Genomic DNA, 22,857 nt, shown 5'->3' with positions numbered 1-22,857 from the left:
CCTCTCGTCAGGGCCTACACGCCGGACGGGCTGAGATCCTCAGCCCGTCCGGCGTTCTCCGTGTCCGGGCGTACCCGGATGTGCCGCAGGCCCGCCACCGCGATGCCCGCCGCGACCAGGAGCAGCAGCGCCCCGGCGACCGCGGCGCCCCGCATCCCGTCGGTGAACGCCTCGCGTGCCGCCGTGACCAGGGCGTCCCCCGCGCGCCCCGGGAGTTCGGCGGCGACGGCGAGTGCCCCGCCGAGGGTCTCCCGCGCCGGTTCCGGCGCGCTGTCCGGCATCGCGTGCCGGTAGACGGCCGCGCCGATCGACCCGAGGGCGGCCATGCCCAGGGCGCCGCCGAACTCGGTGCCGGTCTCCAGCAAGGAGGACGCCGAGCCTGCCCGGTCCACCGGGGCCGAGCCGAGCGCCAGGTCGGTGAGCAGGGACATCACCACGACGATGCCCGCGGCCATCACCCCGCACGCCGCCAGCACCAGCCACAGGGAGTCCGTCCCGGCCAGGGCGAGCAGCCCGTAGCCGCAGGCGGAGATCACGAACCCGGCGGTGACGACGTGCGCGCGCTCGGCCCCGCGCTGCACCAGCGTCGCCGCGACCGGGGCGGCGACGCCGATGAGCACCGACGGCAGCAGGCTCCACAGCGCGGCCTCCAGCGCGCTTCTGCCGAGCACCGACTGCAGGTACTGGGTGGTGAAGATCGCGGAGCCCATCATCCCGAACGCCGACAGGGTGTTGAGGGCGAGCGCCGGACTGAAGCCGTGCCCGCGGAACAGGGCGGGCGGGATCATCGGGGAGCGCGCGGTGCGCTGCCTGTGCACGAACAGCGCGGCGAACAGCAGGCCGAGGGTGATCGAGACGACGTAGCGGACGTTCCATCCCTCGGAGGGCAGTTCCTTCAGGCCGTAGACCACGGGGAGCACGGCGGCCAGGGACAGCGGGACGCTCGGCCAGTCGAAGCGGCCGGGGGAGGGGTTCCTCGACTCCGGCAGCAGCAGCGGTCCGAGGACCAGCAGCAGCGCCATCGCGGGCAGGTTGACCAGGAAGACCGAGCCCCACCAGAAGTGCTCCACGAGCAGCCCGCTCATCACCGAGCCGAGAGCGATGCCGCCCGTCATCACCCCGGACCACAGCCCGATCGCCTTCGCCCGCTGGCCGGGGTCGGTGAACATCGTGCGGACCAGCGCCATCGTCGACGGCATCAGGGTGGCGCCGCCGATGCCGAGGACCGCGCGGGCCACGATCAGGGTTTCCGCGGACTGCGCGTAGGCCGCGAGCAGGGAGGCGGCGCCGAAGGCGGCCGCGCCGCACAGCAGCAGCCGGCGGCGGCCGATGCGGTCGCCGAGCGCGCCCATGGTCATCAGCAGGCCGGCCAGTACGAAGCCGTAGATGTCGAAGATCCACAACTGCTGGGTGCCGGTCGGCTCCAGGTCGGCGCTGATCTCGGGGACGGCGAAGTAGAGGACGGAGACGTCCATCGAGACCAGAAGCAGCGGAAGCATCAGGACGACGAGCGCGGTCCACTCGCGGCGGCCGGCCCGGTTCGGGTTCGGTGTCATGACGCCGACTGTACGCACGTCTTATACGACTGTCTAGAACGCTTGTATAAGACGGCTGTATGGGGTGCGGGGTAGGCTGCGGCCATGGGACACCGTGAGGATCTGCTCGAAGGGGCCAAGCGCTGCCTGCTCGCCAAGGGATTCGTGCGCACCACGGCGCGCGACATCGTCAAGGAGTCCGGCACCAACCTCGCGTCGATCGGCTACCACTACGGCTCCAAGGACGCCCTGCTCGCGCAGGCCTACGTCTCCCTCGTCGAGGGCATGGGCGACGCGTTCGACGGCGACGGCACCGTGGACGCGGCCGCGCCCGGATCCCTGGAGCGGTTCGAGCGGGTGTGGGCGAACATCATCGCCACCATGAAGGACCCCGGCTCGGTGTGGCGGCTCAGCATGGAGGTGCTCGCCATGGGCGACCGGCTGCCCGAGGTGCGCGCCCACCTCGCCACGGCCCAGCGCGAGGCCGGACGCGGTCTGGTGCCGCTGATGATGGGCGGCCGCGAGGAGGACGTCTCCGACGCGACCGCCGACACCCTCGGCTCGTTCTACGTGACCCTGATGACCGGCCTCATCGCCCAGTGGACCTTCGACCCGGGCAGCGCCCCCGACGCGGAGCGGCTCACCGCCGGCCTGCGCCAGGTGGTCGAGGCTGCCGCGTCCGCCGAGGGCGGCGCGTCTACAGGCGGTGCGCCTTGAGCGCCATGTGCAGCAGCAGCCGGTCCTCGCCGTCGTCCAGGTCCAGGCCGGTGAGACGCTCGATCCGCGACAGCCGGTAGTACAGCGTCTGCCGGTGCACGCCCAGCTCCGCCGCCGTGCGTCCGGCCTGGCCCGCGCAGTCGAGATACACCTCGGCAGTGCGGGCCAGTTCCGTGTGCGCGGGGGAGAGCAGCGGGCTGACGACGGGGTCGTGGGCGGCGCCGGGGGACAGTGCGGTCAGCAGGCGGTACGGGCCGATCGACGCCCAGCGGGCCACCGGTCCGAGGCGCGGCTCGGCCAGCGCCGCCCGCGCCGACGCCGACGCCTCGTCCCAGGCCGTGCCCAGATCGCCCAGCCCCGTACGCGGCGCGGCGATCCCCGCGGCCGCCGGGGGCGGCCCGGACCGTCCGGCCGCCCTGCCGTCCCGGGCCCGCTCCAGCAGCCGCCCGGCCGCGGTCGTCGCCGGGGTCAGCACATCGGCGGAGCGCAGCCGCAGCAGCAGTGCCAGCGACACGGCCGTCGTGCCCCACGGCAAAGTGCACAGCGCGGTCGCTCCCGGCACCGTGCGGACCGAGGGCGCGTCGTCGGGGTCGGCGGACGGCCAGGGCGCGACACAGACCACCGTGTGCAGGCCTTCCGCGCGGACGCCGAGGGCGGCGCGCAGTTCGGCCACCGCCATGTCCCGCTGCCAGCCACGCTCGGCCGTCAGCACTGTCCGCAGCTCACGGGTGAGGTCCGCCCCGTGCTGGGCCTCGTCCGCGAGCAGCGCGCCGATCCGCGCCGTCACCCGCATGGCCGCATCGAGCTGTTCCGCCGTGGGCCCGGGGTCGTCCTCCAGCAGCCACACGTAGCCGAGAGCCACCCCGCGATGCCGGACGGGAAGACAGACGCGTCCCCGGTGCACGCCCGCCTCCGGGGTGCGCGGGATGTGGACCGGGCCGGTCGCGCGGGTGATGCCGAACCCCTCGAACCAGGCGCGGACGGCGGGCGTGGAGCGCCGGGTCAGGATCGAGCGGGCGCGCACCGGGTCGAGCGCCGACGGGTCGAGGTCGCCCTCGCTGTCGTACGCGCCGAAGGCGATCAGCTCGAAGTCGCGGTTCTCCAGGGTCGCCGGAGCACCGAGAAGCTCCGAGATCTCGTCCACCAGCTCCTGGTAGTCGTCCCTGTACTCCGACGTCACCCGGCCATTCTGCCGCAGGAACCGGCGTTCTTCATACATCTGTCTGAGATCTGGCTCAGGGATGCGTGACGTCTGTCGATGGCCCAGGATCAGGGTCATCCTTAGGTTTCACGGTGGTTCTCCGTGCCGTCCCCGAACCGTCGGGTGGCGGCCTCTCGCAGCTTGTGGAGGTGCCCCGTGCTGGGTCCCGTGATTCTCGCCGCGTCGCGCAGCGACCGGATGCGACGCCTGATCTCGGCGGCCCCGGTGACCAAGCAGGTCGTCGACCGCTTCATCCCCGGTGAGACCGTGGACGAGATCCTGCCGATCGTGCGGGAGCTCACCGACAACGGCCTCGAGCTGACCATGGACGTCGTCGGCGAGGACATCACCACCCCGGAACAGGCCGCGGCCGCCCGCGACGCCTACCTGGAGCTGATCGACCGGCTGAAGCCGCTGGAGCTCGGCGAGCGCGCCGAGATGTCCGTGAAGCTGTCGATGTTCGGCCAGGCGCTCCCCGGCGGCCACGAGCTGGCCCTCGCCAACGTCCGCCCGGTCGTCGAGGCCGCCGCGGAGATCGGCACCACGGTCACCCTGGACGCGGAGGACCACACCACCCTCGACTCGATGTTCGCCATCCACGAGGAGCTGCGGAAGGACTTCCCGGGGACCGGCTGCGTCATCCAGGCCTACCTCTTCCGCACCGAGGAGGACGCGCGCCGGCTCGCCGCCGCGGGCAGTCGCGTACGGTTGGTGAAGGGCGCCTACAAGGAGCCCGCCGAGGTCGCCTACCAGCAGAAGCACGAGATCGACAAGGCGTACGTGCGCATCCTGCGGACGCTGATGGAGGGCGAGGGCTACCCGATGATCGGGTCCCACGACCCGCGTCTGATCGCCATCGCCCAGGAACTGGCCCGCACCGCCGGACGCAAGCTCGACGAGTACGAGTTCCAGATGCTCTACGGCATCCGCGGCGACGAGCACCTCCGCCTCGCCGCGGAGGGCCACCGCATGCGCGTCTACACGGCCTACGGCACCGACTGGTACGGCTACTTCATGCGGCGCCTGGCGGAGAAGCCGGCCAACCTCCGGTTCTTCGCCCGCAGCATGATCACCAAGGGCTGACACCACACCCCGCTCAGACAAGGAGTTACGGAACCCATGGACGCTGTGACCCAGGTCCCCACCCCCGTCAACGAGCCGGTGCACGGCTACGCCCCCGGAAGCCCCGAGCGGGCCCGTCTCGAGGCCAAGCTCAAGGAGCTGGCCGACAACCCGATCGAGCTGCCCTGCACCATCGGCGGCGTCAAGCGGATGGGCGGCGGCGAGCGCTTCGACGTCGTGCAGCCGCACAACCACAAGGCCCGCCTCGGCACCTACGCCAACGCCACCCAGCAGGACGCCCAGGACGCGATCGACGCGGCACTCGCCGCCGCCCCGGCCTGGCGCGCCATGTCCTTCGACGACCGCGCGGCGATCATCCTGCGCGCCGCCGAGCTGCTGGCCGGCCCCTGGCGCGAGACCATCGCCGCCTCCACCATGCTCGGCCAGTCCAAGACGGCCCAGCAGGCCGAGATCGACAGCCCCTGTGAACTGGTCGACTTCTGGCGCTTCAACGTCCACTACGCGCGCGGCATCCTCGCCGAGCAGCCTCCGGCCAACTCCCCGGGCGTGTGGAACCGCCTGGACCACCGGCCGCTGGAGGGCTTCGTCTACGCGATCACGCCCTTCAACTTCAGCGCCATCGCGGCCAACCTGCCGACCGCGCCCGCGCTGATGGGCAACGTCGTGGTGTGGAAGCCGTCCCCGACGCAGACCCACGCCGCCGTGCTGCTGATGCAGCTCCTCGAGGAGGCCGGGCTGCCCAAGGGCGTCATCAACCTGGTCACCGGCGACGGCATCGAGGTGTCCAAGGTCGCCCTGGAGCACCGGGACCTCGCCGGCATCCACTTCACCGGCTCGACCAAGACCTTCCAGTACCTGTGGAAGACGGTCGGCGCCAACATCGAGAAGTACCGCTCGTACCCGCGTCTGGTCGGCGAGACCGGCGGCAAGGACTTCGTCGTCGCCCACCCGAGCGCCGACCGCGCCGTGCTCAGGACCGCGCTGACCCGTGGCGCCTTCGAGTACCAGGGCCAGAAGTGCTCGGCCACCTCGCGCGCGTACATCCCGGCCTCGATCTGGAACTCCGGCTTCAAGGAGGAGTTCGCGGCCGAGGTGGACGGCATCAAGATGGGTGACGTCACCGACCTGTCCAACTTCATCGGCGCCGTCATCGACGAGCGGTCCTTCGCCAAGAACAAGGCCGCCATCGACCGCGCCAAGGAGGACCCGGCCTGCACGATCGTCGCGGGCGGCACCTACGACGACTCGGTCGGCTACTTCGTCCGCCCGACCGTCATCGAGTGCAGCGACCCGGAGAACGAGGTGTTCCGCACCGAGTACTTCGGCCCGATCCTCGCCGTGCACGTCTACGAGGACGACAAGTACGACGAGATGCTGACCCAGATGGAGTCGGTGTCCGACTACGCCCTCACCGGCTCCGTCATCGCGAACGACCGCGCGGCGGCCGCGTACACGATGGAGAAGCTGCGCTACGCGGCCGGCAACTTCTACATCAACGACAAGTCGACCGGCGCCGTGGTCGGCCAGCAGCCCTTCGGCGGCGGCCGTGCTTCCGGCACCAACGACAAGGCCGGCGCCCCGCAGAACCTGATGCGCTGGACGCTGACCCGCGCCATCAAGGAGACGCTGGTCCCGCCGACCGACTACACGTACCCGCACATGGGCTGACGTCCCGCCGTGACGTGACAGGGGCCGGGCGCACGACGCGCCCGGCCCCTTCGCGCTGTCCCGGGGTCAGCCCGGCATCTCCGTCCGCTCCCACCACTCGTACACCGGCAGCCGCCCCTCCGCCGTGTCCGCCTGACGCGAGGTCGGCCGGAAGTGCTCGTAGCCGTTGCGCAGCTCGACCTTCACATCGGGGCCCGGGTCGGGGGCCGGGACGATCCGCTCGGGCAGATCGTCCGGCCCGCCTTCGAGGAACACCTTCGCCGTGTCGTTCATGCCGGTCACCGTTCCCCTCCCGGCGTGGGCAGTCGCCCGCCGGGCGCCGGGATCAGCCGAGTGGCCCAGCTCGCATCGGTGAAAGCGCAGGTCGGCAGCGTGGTGAGGGGGCCGCCGTCTCAGATAGTAGGAAGCCCAAGTAATTGTGCAGACAGATGCGGGCGCCGCCCTTACTTTTGTAGGAGCCGAACGCATCGCCGATCCAGCGAACGGCGGTTGAGAGCAGGCCCCGTGCAGGCGACCCCTGCGGCCGTGGCTCCCCGCCCCTTCCGGCGTCTCGTCACCCTCCGCGCCTCTTCGAGTCCGCGCGTCTCTTCCGAAGGAGTCGATCCGCCATGCCCGAGACGACCGCCCGCCGCCGCGTCCGCCGTTCCGCCCGCAGTGCCGAGAGCGACCGCAAGAACGCCGCCGCCGCCCTGCAGCGCGCCCTCGACCGCCGGGACAACGGCGGCTCGACCGGTCACTGAGCAGCCGCCGGCCGGCCTCCGACACGCCCGGGGTGTCCGTATGCCGGACGCCTCATGTCATCCCGTGGGACGAGGAGTAGGGTGCCCGCATGTCTCGCAGCATCAATCTCGCAGTGATCCCCGGTGACGGCATCGGCCAGGAGGTCGTGGCCGAAGGCCTGAAGGTCCTCTCCGCCGTCCTTCCGCAGGATGTGAAGCTGGAGACCAAGGAGTACGACTTCGGCGCCCGGCGCTACCACGCCACCGGTGAGACCCTCACCGACGCCGACCTCGACGCGCTCAAGCAGCACGACGCGATCCTGCTCGGCGCCATCGGCGACCCGGGCGTCCCGTCCGGCGTCCTCGAGCGGGGCTTCCTGCTGAAGCTCCGCTTCGCCTTCGACCACCACGTCAACCTGCGCCCGTCGAAGCTCCTGCCGGGCGTCGCCACGCCCCTCGCCGGACAGCCCGAGATCGACTTCGTGGTCGTCCGCGAGGGCACCGAGGGCCCCTACACGGGCAACGGCGGCACCATCCGCAAGGGCACCGCGCACGAGGTCGCCACCGAGGTCTCCGTCAACACGGCCTTCGGTGTCGAGCGCGTGGTCCGCGACGCCTTCGCCCGCGCCCAGGCCCGCCCGCGCAAGAAGCTGACGCTGGTCCACAAGAACAACGTGCTGACCTTCGCCGGCCACCTGTGGACGAACATCTTCAACAAGGTGGCCGAGGAGTACCCGGACGTCACCACCGACTACATCCACGTCGACGCCGCGACCATCTACCTGGTCACCGACCCCGGCCGGTTCGACGTGATCGTCACCGACAACCTCTTCGGCGACATCATCACCGACCTCGCCGCTGCCGTCTCCGGCGGCATCGGCGTCGCGGCCTCCGGCAACATCAATCCGAGCCGCGAGTTCCCGTCCATGTTCGAGCCCGTGCACGGCTCGGCCCCGGACATCGCAGGACAGGGCAAGGCGGACCCCACCGCCACCGTGCTGTCCGTCGCCCTCCTGCTGCGCCACCTCGGCCACGAAGCCGAGGCCGCCCGCATCGAGGACGCCGTCTCCGCCGACCTCGCGGAGCGCGGCGACCTGCCCGCCCGCAGCACCTCGGACATCGGCGACGCCCTCGCCGCACGAGTAGCCGGCTGACCCGGCGCCCACCTCGACACACTCGAAGCCGCCGGGTCGCATCCGCACCCGGCGGCTTCGACGCGTTCCTCCGCCGGGTGACGTGTCAACGACCACCGGGCCGCATTCACCCTGTTTCTTCCCCCGCCTCCGCCGGGCGATAATCGAACGCGGAGCCGCGGATTGAGGGAATGCTCGGACGTCCTAGTACTGGCCACAGGCCGTACGGGCGTGTGCGCGGCCCGTCACTACAACGGTGAAGGACAACCACTCATGACGACGCCCACGATCGAGCTCAAGCCCTCGGCCCACCCGCTCTCCGCCGCGGAACGCGAAGCGATCCTGGCCAACCCCGGCTTCGGCCGCCACTTCACCGACCACATGGTGACGATCAGGTGGACCGAGGGCCGCGGCTGGCACGACGGCCAGCTCGTCCCGTACGCGCCGATCCCCATCGACCCGGCGACCACGGTGCTGCACTACGCGCAGGAGATCTTCGAGGGCCTCAAGGCCTACCGGCAGCCCGACGGGTCCGTCGCCACGTTCCGCCCCGAGAAGAACGCCGAGCGGTTCCAGCGCTCCGCGCGCCGTCTGGCCATGCCGGAGCTGCCGGTCGAGACGTTCATCGAGGCGTGCGACGCCCTGGTCGCCCAGGACCAGGCGTGGGTGCCCGCGCACGGCGGCGAGGAGTCCCTCTACCTGCGCCCCTTCATGATCGCGACCGAGGTCGGGCTGGGTGTGAAGCCGGCCAACGAGTACCTGTTCCTGGTGATCGCCTCCCCGGCCGGCGCCTACTTCCCGGGCGGCGTGAAGCCGGTGTCCATCTGGGTCTCCGAGGACCGCGTCCGCGCCGTCCCCGGCGGCATGGGCGACGCCAAGACCGGCGGCAACTACGCGGCCTCCCTGCTCGCGCAGGCCGAGGCGGCCGCCAAGGGCTGCGACCAGGTGTGCTACCTCGACGCCGTCGAGCACAAGTGGGTCGAGGAACTGGGCGGCATGAACCTGTACTTCGTGTACGGCAACAAGATCGTCACGCCCACCCTCACCGGGTCCATCCTGGAGGGCGTCACCCGTGACTCCCTGCTGGGCGTCGCCCGCGACCTCGGCTACGAGGCGGTCGAGGAGCGCGTCTCGGTCGAGCAGTGGCAGCGCGACTCGGAGAACGGCACGCTGACCGAGGTCTTCGCGTGCGGCACCGCGGCCGTGATCACGCCCGTCGGCACGGTGAAGCGCGCGACCGGCGAGTGGCAGCAGGGCGGCGGCGAACCGGGCGAGGTCACCCTCCGTCTCCGCCAGGCCCTCCTGGACATCCAGCGGGGCACGGTGGAGGACAAGCACGGCTGGATGCACAAGCTGGCCTGACGAAGACAGGGGCCGGGGCGGCAGCCCCGGCCCCTCGTCGGGTACGGCGCCGCTGGACGCGCTCGTCCTCCGGCGCCCGTACGGACGGCTGCTGGACGCGCTCGTCCTCCGGTGCCCGCGGGGACGTCACAGCCGCCGCGGCTTTTCCGGTGCCGCGCGTCGCCAGCACGTACGCCGCTCCTCCCACCGCGCCCGACAACAGGAAGCTCGCGTCCACCCCTCCCGTCAGGGTGACCAGGGGGCCCTCGTAGGAGGGGAGGGAGACGGCCAGGAGACCGACGAGCGAGCCCAGGGCCCAGGACGCCGTCGCCGGGATGTTCCAGCCGGCCGTGTACCAGTACGCCCCGCCCCGCGCGCGGCGGTTGAAGACCTGGAGGGCGTCCGCGTCGTAGACACCTCGACAGCGGACCGAGCCGATCAGGGTGATCACCGCCCACGGCGTGCCCACGGCCGTGAGCAGCAGCACGAACGACGTCATCGCGTCCTGCGCGGTCGAGAGATGGTGGCCGGCGAAGACGCAGACCGTCGCGACGGCCGCGACGACGTACGTCGCCGTCGTGCGCGAGGCGCGCGGCAGGATCGCGTCCAGGTCCAGCCCCATCGAGTACAGCATCAGCCCCGCGTTGCCGACCGACCCCGCCGACGCGGCCAGCAGCAGCGGGACCAGGTACCAGCCGGGCGCCGCGTCGACCAGCGGCCCGGCGTAGTCGAGGGCCGCGCGGGCCGCGTACGCCGTGAACGTGCCGAACAGCTGCGGCACCAGCAGCCCCAGCATCAGCCCCAGCCAGGTCGCCCGCAGCACGCGCCGGGAGGAGAAGCGGGCGGGGGAGATGTAGCGGGTGTAGTCGCCGAGCAGGGTGATGAAGGCGATCGGCCCGGACAGCCCGGCGGCCACCGCGGCCAGCAGCCACGTCGGCCAGTACCCGTCCAGCAGATAGCCGCCGGTCTCCGGCAGCGCCTCGGTGGTGAAGTCCGGCGCGTACGCGAACACGCCCAGCACCAGCAGCGCCGTCATGCCGAACGCCAGCACCCGGGACATCGCGAGCAGCACCCGGTACCCGTACACCGCGCCCGCCACCGTCGCCGCCGCGAGCAGTGCGTAGACCACCGTGTACGCCGTCCCGTCGGCAGGCAGGCCGAACAGCCGCCCCAGCACGCCCACCATCACGTCCCCGCCGATCCACACGGTCAGCGCGGTGTAGCCGAGCGCCAGCAGCAGTCCCACGACCGACCCCACCAGCCGCCCCCGCACGCCGAACTGCGCACCGGACGAGGTGGACAGGTTGGTGGCGGTGCGCAGCGACACCAGGGCCAGCGGGGCCGTGAACAGCGTGCCGGCCACGGTGCCCGCCACCACCGAGGTGACCGACGACCACCAGTCCAGGCCGAAGGACGGCGGCAGCCAGCCGAAGACGATCACTCCGAGGCAGAGGTTGGAGCCCAGCAGGATCGAGACGAGGTCCCGCGGGCCGCTGGTGCGTTCCGCCTCGGGGATGGTGTCGACTCCGCGCAGTTCCCTCGGCATGGGCAGGTCTCCTTCAACGGTGCACCGACGACTTTTGAGTGACGTTCAATGTGACTTCTTCGCCTGGAAACGTCAATGGTTCCGTTAAGCGACGTCTAGGTTTAGAGTGATGCTCTAATCGAGGGCGAGGGAAGGCGAGGAGGTGTTCACGGCATGAGACTGACCCCGACGGAACGCGACCGGCTGCTGCTCTTCGGCGCGGCCGAGCTGGCCCGGGCCCGCCGCGCCCGGGGACTCAGGCTGAACGTGCCCGAGGCCACGGCCCTGATCGCCGACACCGTCTGCGAGGCCGCGCGGGACGGCGCGCGCCTGGCGGAGGCCGTCGAGCGGGCCCGGTCGGTGCTGGGCCCGGACGACGTGCTGCCCGGGGTGGCGGAGGTGGTCACCGAGGTGCATGTGGAGGCCGTGTTCGACGACGGCTCCCGGCTGGCCGTCGTCACCGACCCCATCGGCGGTCGCCCGGGCGAGGACGCCCCGGGCGCGCTGCTGCCCGGACCCGCGCACAGCGATCCCGCGCCGGCGGCGACGGTGACCGTCACCAACACGGCCGCCGTGCCCGTCTCGGTCACCTCCCACTTCCACTTCTTCGAGGCCAACCCCCGCCTGGACTTCCCCCGCGCGGACGCCTACGGCATGCGACTCGCGGTGCCCGCCGGTTCGTCGGTCCGCTTCGCTCCCGGCGAGACCCGGCAGGTCGGTCTCGTGCCGATCGGCGGGGACCGCGTCGCCGTCGGCTTCGCCGGACTCGTCGACGGCCCGCTCGACGCGCCGGGCGCCAGGACGGAGGCGCTGCGCCGCGCGGCGGCCTGCGGCTACCTGGGCGCCACCGCCCCCGACGACGACCGCCCCGGCGCCCCGGAAGGAGCGACGCGATGAGCCGCACCCTGGGCCGCGAGGCCGGCGAGTACGACGGCCTCGACCCGCACGCCTACGCCGCCACCCACGGCCCCCGCGCCGGTGACCGGCTCCGCCTCGGCGACTCGGGCCTGGTGGTCCGGGTGGAGTCCGACGCCCAGCGGTACGGCGACGAGTTCCTCGCCGGGTTCGGGAAGACCGCCCGCGACGGACTGCACCTCAAGGCCGCCTCCGTGCGCGAGACCTGCGACGTCGTCATCAGCAACGTCGTCGTGATCGACGCCGTCCTCGGCATCCGCAAGGTGTCCGTCGGCATCCGGGAGGGGCGGATCAGCGCGGTCGGGCGCGCCGGGAACCCCGACACCCTCGACGGTGTGGACGTCGTCGTCGGCACCGGCACCACGATCGTCTCCGGTGAAGGGCTCATCGCCACCGCCGGCGCCGTCGACACCCACGTCCATCTGCTGTCGCCGCGCGTCATGGAGGCGTCCCTCGCCTCCGGGGTGACCACGATCATCGGGCAGGAGTTCGGCCCGGTGTGGGGCGTCGGCGTCAACTCGCCCTGGGCACTGCGCCACGCCTTCTCCGCCTTCGACGCCTGGCCCGTCAACATCGGCTTCCTCGGCCGGGGTTCGTCCTCCCACGAGGCCCCGCTGACCGAGGCGCTCGTCGAGGGCGGCGCGTGCGGCTTCAAGGTGCACGAGGACATGGGCGCCCACACCCGCGCCCTGGACACCGCGCTGCGGGTCGCCGAGGAGCACGACGTCCAGGTGGCCCTGCACAGCGACGGGCTGAACGAGTGCCTGTCGGTGGAGGACACCCTGCGCGTGCTGGAAGGGCGCACCGTCCACGCCTTCCACATCGAGGGCTGCGGCGGGGGCCACGTCCCCAACGTGCTGAAGATGGCGGGCGTGCCGAACGTCATCGGCTCCTCCACCAACCCCACCCTGCCCTTCGGCCGGGACGCGGTCGCCGAGCACCACGGCATGATCGTCTCCGTCCACGGCCTCAAGCCCTCCTTGCCCGGCGACGCCGCCATGGCCCGCGACCGGGTGCGCGCCGGGACGATGGGCGCCGAGGACGTCCTGCACGACCTGGGCGCCATCGGCATCACCTCCTCCGACGCGCAGGGGATGGGGCGTGCCGGCGAGACCGTCCGCCGCACCTTCGCCATGGCCGGGAAGATGAAGGCCGAGCTGGGCGCGGACGGCGACGACGACAACGAGCGGGTGCTGCGCTACATCGCCAAACTCACCGTCAACCCGGCGGTCGCGCACGGCCTCGCCCACGAGGTCGGCTCCCTCGAACCGGGCAAGCTCGCCGACATCGTGCTGTGGCGCCCGGAGTACTTCGGCGCCAAACCGCAGCTCGTCCTCAAGGCCGGCTTCCCCGCGTACGGCGTCACCGGCGACCCCAACGCGGCCACCGACACCTGCGAACCCCTCGTGCTCGGACCGCAGTTCGGCGCGTACGGCGCCACACCCGCCGAGCTGTCGGTGGCGTTCGTCGCCCGCGCCGCCGTCGAGCAGGGCCACGACACGCTGCCCACCCGGCGCCGCCGCGTCGCCGTGCGCGGCACCCGCGGCATCGGGCCCGCCGACCTGCTGCACAACTCACGCACCGGCGCCGTCGACGTCGACCCCCGCACGGGTCTGGTCACCCTCGACGGGGAGCCGCTGCGCTCCCTGCCCGCCGACTCGGTCTCCCTGAACCGCCTCTACTTCCTCTGAGGACCCGGATGAACACGCCCGCCGCCGACGGTTTCCGCATGCCGGCCGAGTGGACGCCGCACGAGCGCACCTGGATGGCCTGGCCAGGACCCAACCCCACCTTCGCCGACCCCGGAGCCCTCGCCGCCGCCCGCACCGCCTGGGCCCGGGTCGCCCGCGCCGTGCGCCGCTTCGAGCCGGTCACCGTGGTGTGCGGACCCGGCCAGTCGGCACAGGCGCGCGACCTGCTCGGCCCCGGCATCGACACCGTCGAGCGGGAGCTGGACGACGCGTGGATGCGGGACGTCGGCCCGACGTTCCTCACCGACGGCGCGGGCCGGCTGGCCGCCGTGGACTGGACGTTCAACGGCTGGGGCGCCCAGGAGTGGGCCCGCTGGGAGCACGACGCGAAGATCGCCGCGTACGTCGCGGACCTCGCCGGGGCGCGAACGTACGCCACGGACCTCGTCAACGAGGGCGGCGGGATCCACGTCGACGGCGAGGGGACCGTGCTGCTCACCGAGACCGTCCAGCTCGGCCCCGAGCGCAACCCCGGCAGGACCCGGGAGCAGGTCGAGGCGGAGATCCACGCACACCTCGGCACCCGCAAGGCGATCTGGCTGCCGCGCGGCCTCACCGCCGACTATCCGCCGTACGGCTTCGGCACCCTGGGCCACGTCGACATCGTCGCCGCGTTCGCCCGGCCCGGCGTGGTCGTCGCCCACCACCAGCCGGACCCGGCCCACCCCGACCACGAGGTGACCGAGGAGGTGATCGGCATCCTCCGCTCCGCGACCGACGCCCTCGGCCGCCCCCTGGAGGTCGTCCCGGTCTCCGCCCCCACCGTGCTGGAGGCGGACGGCCACTGGGCCGACTACTCGTACATCAACCACTACCTGTGCAACGACGGCGTGGTCCTGTGCGCCTTCGACGACCCCCGCGACGAGGAGGCGGCCGCCCTCTTCCGCCGCCTCTTCCCCGCCCGCGCGGTCATCCAGGTCGACGCCCGCCCGGTCTTCGCGGCCGGCGGCGGCATCCACTGCATCACCCAGCAGCAACCGCGCACGCCGGTCCGGTAGAACGTACGGGTGAACGTACTGCTCTGCGCGACCCGCGGGACCCGGCTGACCGAGCCCGTCCGCCGGCCCGACGAGATGCCCGAGTACCTGGGCCGGGACGGGCTGCCGGGCCCGGACGGCCGCCGGCACGGCCCGCCGGGCGTCCCGCGCGGGACGTACGTCGTCGACCCGCTCGGCTACGCGACCCGGCTGGTGCCGGACGCCGTCCGCGTGGAGGCCGCCCCGTGACCCCGCGCCGTCGTACCCCCGCGCCGCCGCGTGAGGACGTGCTCGCCGCCGCCATGGCGATGATCGCCGAGCGGGGGCTGGAGAAGCTCACCATGGCGGCGCTCGGGCGGGAGGTGGGGATGAGCAGCGGGCACCTGCTCTACTACTTCCGGTCCAAGGACGAGCTGCTGCTGCGCACGTTGGAGTGGAGCGAGGGGCGGCTCGGGGCCGAGCGGGCGCGGCTGCTCGCGCGGCCCGGCACCGCCCGCGAACGACTCGACGGCTATGTCGGGCTGTACGTGCCCGACGGGCACCGTGACCCGCACTGGACGCTGTGGCTGGAGGTGTGGAACCGCTCACAGAACGCGGGGGCAGAGGCGCGCGACCGGCAGGCCGCCATCGAGGGCGCCTGGCACCGCGATCTGGTGGCGCTGCTCGCCGAGGGCGTCTCGCGGGGCGAGTTCCGCCCGGTGGACGCCGACCGTTACGCCGTCCGGCTGCGCGCCCTGCTCGACGGTCTCGCCATCCACGTGGCGATCGGCCTGCGCGGCACCGGCCGGTCCCAGGTCCTGGACCACGTACGGGAGTTCCTCGACGGGACGCTGGCCAAGGGCGCCTGAGCCCCGGCCGGGAAGCGCCCCCGGCGTCTCACCGCATCGCGCCGCACGCCCGCATCCTGAGACGGGCGGTGAGCGGGCGGGCGGGTTGTGCCAAAATCCCCCCGTGCTCTCGTTCGCCACGATTATTGGCAGCAGGCGCGCCGGTCCGCAGTGACCGCACGTACGACACCGTACGGGCGGACACCGTCGTCCTCGACCCGCGCGCAGACCTCTCGCACCCGCGAGGGGTTTTTCTGTTTCTCGGCCCACCCGCAGCCGGGAACCGGGCGCGAGGGACCATGGGGGAACGGTGGAACCGGTCATTCCGGTAGACCGAGATCCAGTACAGGAGCCTTCAGACCATGACCGCACCCAGCGAGCTCGACGACTCGTTCCACGTCTTCGACACCACCCTGCGCGACGGCGCCCAGCGCGAGGGCATCAACCTCACGGTCGCCGACAAGCTGGCCATCGCACGGCACCTGGACGAGTTCGGCGTGGGCTTCATCGAGGGCGGCTGGCCCGGCGCGAACCCCCGGGACACCGAGTTCTTCGCCCGGGCCCGGCAGGAGATCGAGTTCCGCCACGCCCAGCTGGTCGCCTTCGGCGCCACCCGCCGCGCCGGCACCACCGCCGACCAGGACCCCCAGGTCAGGGCGCTCCTCGACTCCGGTGCGCCGGTGATCACGCTGGTCGCCAAGTCCCACGACCGGCACGTCGAACTCGCCCTGCGCACCACTCTCGACGAGAACCTGGAGATGGTCCGCGACACCGTCTCCCACCTGCGCGCCCAGGGCCGGCGCGTCTTCGTCGACTGCGAGCACTTCTTCGACGGCTACCGTGCCGACCCCGCCTACGCCAAGGCCGTCGTCCGCACCGCCCACGAGGCCGGCGCCGACGTGGTGATCCTCTGCGACACCAACGGCGGCATGCTCCCCGCGCAGATCCAGGCCGTGGTCGCCACCGTCCTCGCCGACACGGGCGCCCGGCTCGGCATCCACGCCCAGGACGACACCGGCTGCGCCGTCGCCAACACCCTGGCCGCCGTCGACGCGGGCGCCACCCACGTCCAGTGCACCGCCAACGGCTACGGCGAGCGGGTCGGGAACGCCAACCTGTTCCCCGTCGTCGCTGCCCTGGAGCTGAAGTACGGCAAGAAGGTCCTGCCCGAGGGCCACCTGCGCGAGATGACCCGCATCTCCCACGCCATCGCCGAGGTCGTCAACCTCACCCCCTCCACCCACCAGCCCTACGTCGGCGTCTCCGCCTTCGCGCACAAGGCCGGTCTCCACGCCTCCGCGATCAAGGTCGATCCGGACCTGTACCAGCACATCGACCCCGAGCAGGTCGGCAACACCATGCGGATGCTCGTCTCCGACATGGCCGGCCGCGCCTCCATCGAGCTCAAGGGCAAGGAGCTCGGCATCGACCTCGGCGGCGACCGCGAACTGGTGGGCCGCGTCGTCGAGCGGGTCAAGGAGCGCGAGCTCAAGGGCTACACCTACGAGGCCGCCGACGCCTCCTTCGAGCTGCTGCTGCGTGCCGAGGTCGAGGGCGGGCCGCTGAAGTACTTCGAGGTCGAGTCCTGGCGCGCGATCGTCGAGGACCGCCCCGACGGCACCCACGCCAACGAGGCCACCGTGAAGCTGTGGGCGAAGAGCGAGCGGATCGTCGCCACCGCCGAGGGCAACGGCCCGGTCAACGCCCTCGACCGTGCCCTGCGCGTCGCCCTGGAGAAGATCTACCCGCAGCTCGCCAAGCTGGAGCTGGTCGACTACAAGGTCCGCATCCTGGAGGGCAAGCACGGCACCCAGTCCACGACCCGGGTACTGATCTCCACCTCCGACGGGGCGGGGGAGTGGTCGACCGTCGGCGTCGCGGAGAACGTCATCGCCGCCTCCTGGCAGGCCCTCGAGGACGCCTACGCCTACGGACTGCTGCGTGCCGGGGTGGAGCCCGCCTGAGTCCGCCGGCCTCCGGACCGGCGGGCGCCGGGATCGCCCACCGGTCCGGATGCCCGTTTCGGGGCGTATTCGGGTAGCTTCGAATATATGAAGGCCGCATCGATGCGCACCCTCGTACGTCTGCTGATCGTGCCGGTGGCCGCCGTACTGGCGGTCCTCCTGGCCGGCGCGCCGGGGGCGCACGCGGCCACGGACGTCTCCGTCGTCGCCGAGAAGCTGCGCGAAAGCCCCGTATACGTCGATCCCGAGGCCCGGGACATCCTGTCGGAGTCCGACGCCGAGGCCCTCGCCGACAAGATCGAGGACGCCGACAAACCCGTCTTCGTCGCCGTCCTCCCGGCCGACTTCCCCACCCAGAACCTCTTCCGCGACCTGCGCACCGACACGGGCGTCACCGGTCTGTACGGCGTCCGCCTCGGCGACCGGTTCGACGCCCGCGCCGACAGCAGTGTGCTCAGCCGGCAGGGCGTGTCCAACCTGGTCGGGTCCGTGCAGGACGCCGGGGACGCCAAGGCCCAGCTCAACGACTTCGTCGACACCGCGATCCGCAGCATCGGAGGCGGGGCGCCCAACTCCCGGAACGACGGCTCCGGTGACGTGCCCGTCGGCGGGCTGATCACGGTCGGCGCGCTGGTGGCGGCCGGCGGAGCGGGCGCGTACGCCGTGACCCGCCGCCGCAGGCGCCGTCACGAGGAGGAGCAGGCGGCCGCCCTGGAGAAACTGCGCGTCGTGGTCGACGAGGACATCACCGCCTTCGGCGAGGAACTGGACCGCCTCGACTTCCACCCGGGCGAACCCGGCGCGGACGACGCGATGCGCGCGGACTACGCACGCGCGCTGGACGCCTACGAGCAGGCGAAGTCGTCCATGGCGGCGGCCCGCAAACCGGAGGACGTCCGGGCGGTGACCCAGGCCGTGGAGGACGGCCGGTTCGCGCTCGTGTCGCTGGCCGCCCGCCGTGAGGGCAGGCCGGTGCCGGAGCGCCGCCCGCCGTGCTTCTTCGACCCGCGCCACGGCCCCTCCGTCGCCGACGTCCGGTGGACCCCGCCCGGCGGGGCGGAGCGCGAGGTGCCGGTGTGCGCGGCCGACCAGGCCCGGCTGGCCGAGGGCCGCGACCCCGCGGTCCGCGAGGTCGACACCGAGTACGGCCGCCGCCCCTACTGGGAGGCGGGACCGGCGTACGGCCCCTGGGCCGGCGGCTACTTCGGCGGCGGGCTGCTGCCCGGACTGCTGGTCGGCACTCTGCTCGGCAGCATGATGTCCGGCCCCGGCTACGCGTCGGACTACGGCTCCGGGTACGGCGACTTCGGCGGATACGACGGCGGTGACGTCTCCGGCGCGGACTTCGACTCCGGTGACTTCGGCGGCGGGTTCGGCGGAGGCGACTTCGGAGGCGGAGGCGACTTCGGCGGAGGCTTCTGACCCGGGCGCGTGCCCCACGCGGGCCCGGGTCTCTCGGCAACGCCGAGCGCCCGCCCTCCCGTACCGGGAGGAGCGGGCGCGCTCGGGTGCGGCGGGGCGTCAGCCCTTGCGGATCGCCGAGATGTCGAAGACCAGCTTGATCTTGTCGGACACCAGCACGCCGCCCGTCTCCAGGGCCGCGTTCCAGGTCAGACCCCACTCGGAGCGCAGGATCTCGGCCTTGCCGTCGAAGCCGACGCGCTCGTTGCCGAACGGGTCCTTCGCGGCGCCGTTGAACTCCAGGTCGATGACGAGCGGCCGGGTGGTGCCGAGGACCGTCAGGTCGCCGGTGATGCGGTAGTCGTCGCCGCCCAGGGCCTCCGCCTTGGTGGAGCGGAAGGTCATGGTCGGGAACTCGTCGGTCCTGAAGAAGTCCGAGCTCTTCAGGTGACCGTCGCGGTCGGCGTTGCCCGTGTCGATGCTGTCCATCACCACGTCGATGGAGGCCGTGGACCTGCTCGGGTCGGCGCCGTCCAGGTGCAGCTGACCGGAGAAGTCCTTGAAGTGGCCCTTCACGTTGGTGACCATCGCGTGGCGGGCGACGAAGCCGATCGTGGTGTGCGCCGGGTCCAGCTCGTAGTCACCGGTCAGCGCTGCCAGGTCCGGGCTCACCGCGGAGTCGGTGGTGCCCTTGTCGTCGTCCTTGCGGCCGAAGAGACCCATGGTGTTCCTCCTGGGGACGGGGATGGGGACGGGATAATCCCGTTGAATGTTCAACTACTCAACACGGCCTACCGTAGACCCATTCCCTTCAATTTTCAACATCTTTCGGGAAGGTGTCGCGATCCGTTCGCTCGAACGAGTGAGAACGAGCGGTCGGGCTGTGACCGCCGGGGGCGAGCGGCCCGGCTAGTCCGGCAGCCGGCGGGCCGGGGCACCCTGGGTCGCGCCGCGGGTGTGGATGTACAGCTGGCGCCGGTCGCCCACGTCGAGCCGCTGGGGGAGCGGCAACTCGTGACGCACCGGACGTGCGTGGTCGGCGAGCTGCCGGCGCGGGTTGTAGACCTGGTTGAACTTCCACAGCATCCGGGCGAAGTTCGTCTGCCCGTGGGCCAGGTTCCGGGCCAGCACCCGGGCCGCCCCGAACGCCGTGCGCAGCCCCAGGTGCTTGCGGTTGATGACCGCCTGGGTGCGCACCAGCTCCTCGTAGAAGCGGTCCAGCGGCAGCGTGGTGGGCACCACCGCGTGCTGGATGTCGAACAGCCGGTAGTCGCGGGTGGTGAGCCGGCGCGACTCGGTGTGCCAGATCTCCGTGCCCGGGTACGGCGTCATCACCGTGAAGTGCACGATCTCCGGCACGGCCGTCGCGAACTCGCGCACCACCCGGAAGCGCTCCTCGTCCCAGGCCGGGTCCACGATCAGGTTGATGGCGACCCGGATGCCCATCCGCCGGGCCGTCTCCAGCGCCTTCAGGTTCTCGTCCGGACTGACCCGCTTGCGGTACAGGTCGAGCCCTTCGGCGTCGATCGCCTCCATGCCGAGGAACATGTACCGCAGCCCCAGCCGCGCCCAGCGCTCGAACACCTCCGGGTGACGCAGCAGCACGTCGGAGCGGGTCTCCAGGTAGTACTGCTTGCGGATGCGCCGCCGCTCCACCTCCGCGGCGATGGCGTCGCCGTGCTCGGGCCGGATGAAGGCCACGTCGTCCACGATGAACACGTTCGGCTCGCGGATCGCCGCCAGGTCGTCCGCCGCCGCCTCCGGGGACGCCTTGCGGTAGCTGCGGCCGTAGAACGTCCACGCGGAGCAGAACGAGCAGTCCCAGGGGCAGCCCCGGGTGAACTCGATCGACGCGCACGGGTCCAGCTCGCCGATGAAGTACCGGCGCCGGCTCCGCATCAGGTCACGGGCCGGAAGGGGCTCGTCGATGCTGTGCAGCATCAGCGGGGCGGGGCCGCGCCCCGACGCCGTGACGACACCCGGCACCCCCTCCACACCGCCGTCCCGCACCGCCTCCAGCAACGGGGCGACGGCGGGCTCGCCCTCGCCCCGGACCACGGCGTCCACGGCACCCTTCGCCTGCTCGATGACCTCCTGGGCGACGAACGAGACGCTGTGGCCGCCGAGGAACACGAAGCAGTCCGGCAGCTCCTCCTTCACCCGCTCGGCCAGCCGGATCGCCTCGGGGATGTTCGCCAGGTAGTTCAGCGAGATGCCGAGCGCCTCCGGGCGGAACGACCGCACCTCGTCGCGCAGCCGCCGCACGCTCAGCACCTGGAGGTCGACCACCCTCACCTCGTGACCCGCCTCGCGGGCGGCGCCGGCCACCCGCTCCAGCCCCAGGGGTTCGAGCCGGAGGAAGATCTCGGAGTACATCAGGGCGCTGGGATGGACGAGCAGCAGGCGCATGGGGGACCTCGTCACGGTGCCGGGAACAGGGGCGGGACCTCCCTTTCGTAACCCGCCGCGCCGGGTCGCGTACTGCCCATACGCCCGCATGGCCCACCCGGCGGCACGCAGGAGTGGTTGCGCGGCGCGGCGCACCGGCCCCCGCGGCCCCCGCGATTACCGGCGCCAGGGCCCTGTGGAGGGCCGCCGCCGGGGCTGCCGCCGAGGGGCCGCTGCGCTGGCGCGGCCCCCCGGACCGGGGGTGTCCTGGATGGCGAGGCCCGCAGCGACAGCGCATGGGAGACCGTACTCGTGACCACCACCGGCTCCGATTCCACCTACGACCCCCCGGCGGACCCCGCCGCCTCCGCCGCGGCCGCGGCGGTCGAACGGACCCCGCCCCGCACGGACCGCCGCGTCGCCCTCGTCACCGGCGCGTCCTCGGGCATCGGCGCGGCCACCGCCCGGCGCTTCGCCGCCGGCGGATGGCACCTGCTGCTCAGCGGACGCGACCGGCGGCGGCTGGAGGAGACCGCGTCCGGCACCTCCGCCGTCCTGCTGCCCGCCGACCTCGCCGCCGCCGACGGGGCGAAGATGCTGGCCGAGGCCGCGCTGCGGGAGGCGGGCCGGATCGACCTGCTGGTCGCCGGGGCGGGCATCGGCTGGGCGGGCCCCTTCCTGACCATGCCGCACACCGACATCGACCGGGTGCTCTTCCTCGACCTCAACGCCACCCTCCACCTCGTGCGCGAGGTGCTGCCCGCGATGGTGGCGGCCGGAAGCGGCCGGGTGGTGCTCGTCGGGTCGGTGGCCGGGTCGGTGGGCGTCCGCGAGGAGGCGGTGTACTCCGCCGCCAAGGCGGGTCTGGCCGCGTTCGCCGAGGCGCTGCGGCAGGAACTGCGCGGTACCGGCGTCGGCGTCACGCTGGTCGTGCCCGGCCCCGTCGAGACGGGCTTCTTCGCCCGCCGCGGCCGCCCCTACCACCGCTCCCACCCACGCCCCACCTCAGCCGGCCGCGTCGCGGCGGCGGTCTGGGACGCGGTGAGCGAGTCCCGCGACGACACGTACATCCCGTCATGGCTGACGCTCCCGCCCCGCGTGCGCGCGCTGACACCCCGTCTGTACCGCAGGCTCTTGGACCGCTTCGGCTGACCGCGCGCGGCTCGGCCGCGCGGGTGGGCGCGACGCGTTTCCGACGCGGGTACGGGATCCGCGGTGCCGTGTGCAGGGGCAGGGCGCGGGCGGCCGCGTCCTTCGGCCCGCTCGGTTCCGGGCCACTCCGGAGAGAGGTGCCGGGCCACTCCGGAAGAGGCCGTATGCGACCCCGGCCGCGCGGCCGGGCAGGGCCAACCCGGGGGGAGTCCGGCCCGGCCGTCCGCACCCGCGGCCCCGGCCGGGCACACCTGGAGGGCCAGGGCGGCCGGATCGTCCTCCGCGGGAGGGGTCACCGTGGCCCACCCGGCAGCCGTGCTGCTCCGGCGTCAGGGGCGTACCGCTACGCTCTGCGTGAGCGACCCGACCCGAACGGGCGAAGCCCTGGAACTTGAATGGGACCACCCGGGACGGGAGGCCCCGGACCCCGTGGAGATTCTGGCCACCGGGCCCCGGCTGCGGCCGCGCGTCACTCCGGGGGAGGCATGCGCGACCCATGGGTGTGAGGCGGCTCTCAGCCGCTGAGCTTTGTGCGACCCCCACAAGCAGCAGGCCCTCTG

At 72.5% G+C, this 22,857-nt stretch carries 21 protein-coding genes; 15 read left to right on the top strand and 6 right to left on the bottom strand.

The genetic code is table 11. The features are described 5' to 3' along the window. Positions 1-14: 14 nt before the first annotated feature. Complete coding sequence (locus tag ELQ39_RS08705; RefSeq protein WP_242591559.1) at positions 15-1,556, bottom strand: MFS transporter; 1,542 nt, start codon at positions 1,554-1,556, stop codon at positions 15-17. Positions 1,557-1,640: 84 nt separating this feature from the next. Between ELQ39_RS08705 and ELQ39_RS08700 the strand changes: the two genes are divergently transcribed. Further along, on the top strand, positions 1,641-2,252 hold the full coding sequence (locus tag ELQ39_RS08700; RefSeq protein WP_190005676.1) for a TetR/AcrR family transcriptional regulator: 612 nt from the start codon (positions 1,641-1,643) through the stop codon (positions 2,250-2,252). On the opposite strand, the gene ELQ39_RS08695 is transcribed toward ELQ39_RS08700, so the two are convergent. Then, positions 2,233-3,471 carry a PucR family transcriptional regulator gene (locus ELQ39_RS08695; protein ID WP_242591558.1) on the bottom strand — a complete coding sequence of 413 codons (1,239 nt, stop codon included), beginning with the start codon at positions 3,469-3,471 and terminating at the stop codon, positions 2,233-2,235. The two genes, ELQ39_RS08700 and ELQ39_RS08695, sit on opposite strands and share 20 nt — an antisense overlap. Positions 3,472-3,609: 138 nt before the next feature. Here ELQ39_RS08695 and ELQ39_RS08690 point away from each other — a divergent pair, with 138 nt between their 5' ends. Both ELQ39_RS08690 and pruA read left to right on the top strand, forming a co-directional pair. Then, positions 3,610-4,536, top strand: coding sequence for a proline dehydrogenase family protein (locus ELQ39_RS08690; protein ID WP_242591557.1), 927 nt, complete (start codon positions 3,610-3,612; stop codon positions 4,534-4,536). 36 nt (positions 4,537-4,572) lie between these two features. Next, on the top strand, positions 4,573-6,204 hold the full coding sequence (gene pruA, locus ELQ39_RS08685) for an L-glutamate gamma-semialdehyde dehydrogenase (RefSeq protein ID WP_242591556.1): 1,632 nt from the start codon (positions 4,573-4,575) through the stop codon (positions 6,202-6,204). Between the two features lie 66 nt (positions 6,205-6,270). On the opposite strand, the gene ELQ39_RS08680 is transcribed toward pruA, so the two are convergent. Further along, a complete protein-coding gene (locus ELQ39_RS08680) occupies positions 6,271-6,477 on the bottom strand; it encodes a DUF5988 family protein (protein WP_190005680.1) in 207 nt (68 codons plus the stop codon). Between the two features lie 335 nt (positions 6,478-6,812). On the opposite strand from ELQ39_RS08680, the gene ELQ39_RS32400 reads away from it, so the two are divergent. The 3 genes from ELQ39_RS32400 to ELQ39_RS08670 all read left to right on the top strand — a co-directional run bounded on the left by ELQ39_RS32400 (position 6,813) and on the right by ELQ39_RS08670 (position 9,418). Beyond that, positions 6,813-6,944, top strand: a complete 132-nt coding sequence (locus ELQ39_RS32400; RefSeq protein ID WP_267461806.1) for a hypothetical protein — start codon at positions 6,813-6,815, stop codon at positions 6,942-6,944. An 89-nt stretch (positions 6,945-7,033) separates the two neighbouring features. After that, positions 7,034-8,077: a 3-isopropylmalate dehydrogenase gene (locus ELQ39_RS08675; protein ID WP_190005681.1), complete on the top strand. Its 1,044-nt coding sequence runs from the start codon at positions 7,034-7,036 to the stop codon at positions 8,075-8,077. Between the two features lie 252 nt (positions 8,078-8,329). Continuing rightward, the gene (locus ELQ39_RS08670) at positions 8,330-9,418 is read left to right on the top strand and encodes a branched-chain amino acid aminotransferase (protein ID WP_190005682.1); all 1,089 of its coding nucleotides are present in this window, start codon (positions 8,330-8,332) and stop codon (positions 9,416-9,418) included. On the opposite strand, the gene ELQ39_RS08665 is transcribed toward ELQ39_RS08670, so the two are convergent. After that, positions 9,333-10,943, bottom strand: coding sequence for a cytosine permease (locus ELQ39_RS08665; RefSeq protein WP_242591555.1), 1,611 nt, complete (start codon positions 10,941-10,943; stop codon positions 9,333-9,335). The two genes, ELQ39_RS08670 and ELQ39_RS08665, sit on opposite strands and share 86 nt — an antisense overlap. A 153-nt stretch (positions 10,944-11,096) precedes the next feature. Between ELQ39_RS08665 and ureA the strand changes: the two genes are divergently transcribed. The 7 genes from ureA (at position 11,097) to ELQ39_RS08630 (ending at position 18,778) form a co-directional block, all read left to right on the top strand. Continuing rightward, a complete protein-coding gene (gene ureA / locus ELQ39_RS08660) occupies positions 11,097-11,819 on the top strand; it encodes an urease subunit gamma (protein ID WP_190005684.1) in 723 nt (240 codons plus the stop codon). After that, positions 11,816-13,528 (top strand): urease subunit alpha, encoded by a 1,713-nt coding sequence (locus tag ELQ39_RS08655; protein WP_242591554.1) that lies wholly within the window; start codon positions 11,816-11,818, stop codon positions 13,526-13,528. The genes ureA and ELQ39_RS08655 overlap by 4 nt, the downstream gene beginning before the upstream one ends. Before the next feature lie 8 nt (positions 13,529-13,536). After that, positions 13,537-14,586, top strand: a complete 1,050-nt coding sequence (locus ELQ39_RS08650; RefSeq protein WP_242591553.1) for an agmatine deiminase family protein — start codon at positions 13,537-13,539, stop codon at positions 14,584-14,586. Between the two features lie 9 nt (positions 14,587-14,595). Continuing rightward, positions 14,596-14,814, top strand: coding sequence for a hypothetical protein (locus tag ELQ39_RS08645; RefSeq protein WP_242591552.1), 219 nt, complete (start codon positions 14,596-14,598; stop codon positions 14,812-14,814). Then, complete coding sequence (locus ELQ39_RS08640) at positions 14,811-15,413, top strand: TetR/AcrR family transcriptional regulator (protein WP_242591551.1); 603 nt, start codon at positions 14,811-14,813, stop codon at positions 15,411-15,413. The genes ELQ39_RS08645 and ELQ39_RS08640 overlap by 4 nt, the downstream gene beginning before the upstream one ends. Before the next feature lie 341 nt (positions 15,414-15,754). Continuing rightward, a complete protein-coding gene (gene cimA / locus ELQ39_RS08635) occupies positions 15,755-17,356 on the top strand; it encodes a citramalate synthase (protein ID WP_242591550.1) in 1,602 nt (533 codons plus the stop codon). Positions 17,357-17,443: 87 nt separating this feature from the next. Continuing rightward, positions 17,444-18,778, top strand: a complete 1,335-nt coding sequence (locus ELQ39_RS08630; RefSeq protein WP_242591549.1) for a hypothetical protein — start codon at positions 17,444-17,446, stop codon at positions 18,776-18,778. Between the two features lie 99 nt (positions 18,779-18,877). On the opposite strand, the gene ELQ39_RS08625 is transcribed toward ELQ39_RS08630, so the two are convergent. Beyond that, on the bottom strand, positions 18,878-19,480 hold the full coding sequence (locus ELQ39_RS08625) for a YceI family protein (RefSeq protein ID WP_190005691.1): 603 nt from the start codon (positions 19,478-19,480) through the stop codon (positions 18,878-18,880). Positions 19,481-19,666: 186 nt separating this feature from the next. Beyond that, positions 19,667-21,166 carry a hopanoid C-3 methylase HpnR gene (hpnR, locus tag ELQ39_RS08620; RefSeq protein WP_190005692.1) on the bottom strand — a complete coding sequence of 500 codons (1,500 nt, stop codon included), beginning with the start codon at positions 21,164-21,166 and terminating at the stop codon, positions 19,667-19,669. A gap of 291 nt (positions 21,167-21,457) precedes the next feature. On the opposite strand from hpnR, the gene ELQ39_RS08615 reads away from it, so the two are divergent. Continuing rightward, entirely contained in the window at positions 21,458-22,297 is an 840-nt protein-coding gene (locus ELQ39_RS08615) for an SDR family NAD(P)-dependent oxidoreductase (RefSeq protein ID WP_190005693.1), read from the top strand. A 63-nt stretch (positions 22,298-22,360) separates the two neighbouring features. Continuing rightward, positions 22,361-22,822, top strand: coding sequence for a polysaccharide lyase beta-sandwich domain-containing protein (locus tag ELQ39_RS32525; protein ID WP_337662997.1), 462 nt, complete (start codon positions 22,361-22,363; stop codon positions 22,820-22,822). Positions 22,823-22,857 lie beyond the last annotated feature (35 nt).

Source organism: Streptomyces sp. GB4-14, from assembly GCF_022696125.1.
In the GTDB taxonomy this organism is placed as follows: domain Bacteria; phylum Actinomycetota; class Actinomycetes; order Streptomycetales; family Streptomycetaceae; genus Streptomyces; species Streptomyces werraensis.
Note: the sequence above shows the minus strand (reverse complement) of the source record. Positions and strands in the feature narration are given on the sequence as shown.

Bases quoted from the DNA above. Each gene is read 5' to 3' on its own strand.
- ELQ39_RS08705 (WP_242591559.1), bottom strand. From the start codon at position 1,556: ATGACACCGAACCCGAACCGGGCCGGCCGCCGCGAGTGGACCGCGCTC.
- ELQ39_RS08700 (WP_190005676.1), top strand. From the start codon at position 1,641: ATGGGACACCGTGAGGATCTGCTCGAAGGGGCCAAGCGCTGCCTGCTC.
- ELQ39_RS08695 (WP_242591558.1), bottom strand. From the start codon at position 3,471: ATGTATGAAGAACGCCGGTTCCTGCGGCAGAATGGCCGGGTGACGTCG.
- pruA (WP_242591556.1), top strand. From the start codon at position 4,573: ATGGACGCTGTGACCCAGGTCCCCACCCCCGTCAACGAGCCGGTGCAC.
- ELQ39_RS08680 (WP_190005680.1), bottom strand. From the start codon at position 6,477: ATGAACGACACGGCGAAGGTGTTCCTCGAAGGCGGGCCGGACGATCTG.
- ELQ39_RS32400 (WP_267461806.1), top strand. From the start codon at position 6,813: ATGCCCGAGACGACCGCCCGCCGCCGCGTCCGCCGTTCCGCCCGCAGT.
- ELQ39_RS08675 (WP_190005681.1), top strand. From the start codon at position 7,034: ATGTCTCGCAGCATCAATCTCGCAGTGATCCCCGGTGACGGCATCGGC.
- ELQ39_RS08670 (WP_190005682.1), top strand. From the start codon at position 8,330: ATGACGACGCCCACGATCGAGCTCAAGCCCTCGGCCCACCCGCTCTCC.
- ELQ39_RS08665 (WP_242591555.1), bottom strand. From the start codon at position 10,943: ATGCCGAGGGAACTGCGCGGAGTCGACACCATCCCCGAGGCGGAACGC.
- ureA (WP_190005684.1), top strand. From the start codon at position 11,097: ATGAGACTGACCCCGACGGAACGCGACCGGCTGCTGCTCTTCGGCGCG.
- ELQ39_RS08655 (WP_242591554.1), top strand. From the start codon at position 11,816: ATGAGCCGCACCCTGGGCCGCGAGGCCGGCGAGTACGACGGCCTCGAC.
- ELQ39_RS08650 (WP_242591553.1), top strand. From the start codon at position 13,537: ATGAACACGCCCGCCGCCGACGGTTTCCGCATGCCGGCCGAGTGGACG.
- cimA (WP_242591550.1), top strand. From the start codon at position 15,755: ATGACCGCACCCAGCGAGCTCGACGACTCGTTCCACGTCTTCGACACC.
- ELQ39_RS08630 (WP_242591549.1), top strand. From the start codon at position 17,444: ATGAAGGCCGCATCGATGCGCACCCTCGTACGTCTGCTGATCGTGCCG.
- ELQ39_RS08625 (WP_190005691.1), bottom strand. From the start codon at position 19,480: ATGGGTCTCTTCGGCCGCAAGGACGACGACAAGGGCACCACCGACTCC.
- hpnR (WP_190005692.1), bottom strand. From the start codon at position 21,166: ATGCGCCTGCTGCTCGTCCATCCCAGCGCCCTGATGTACTCCGAGATC.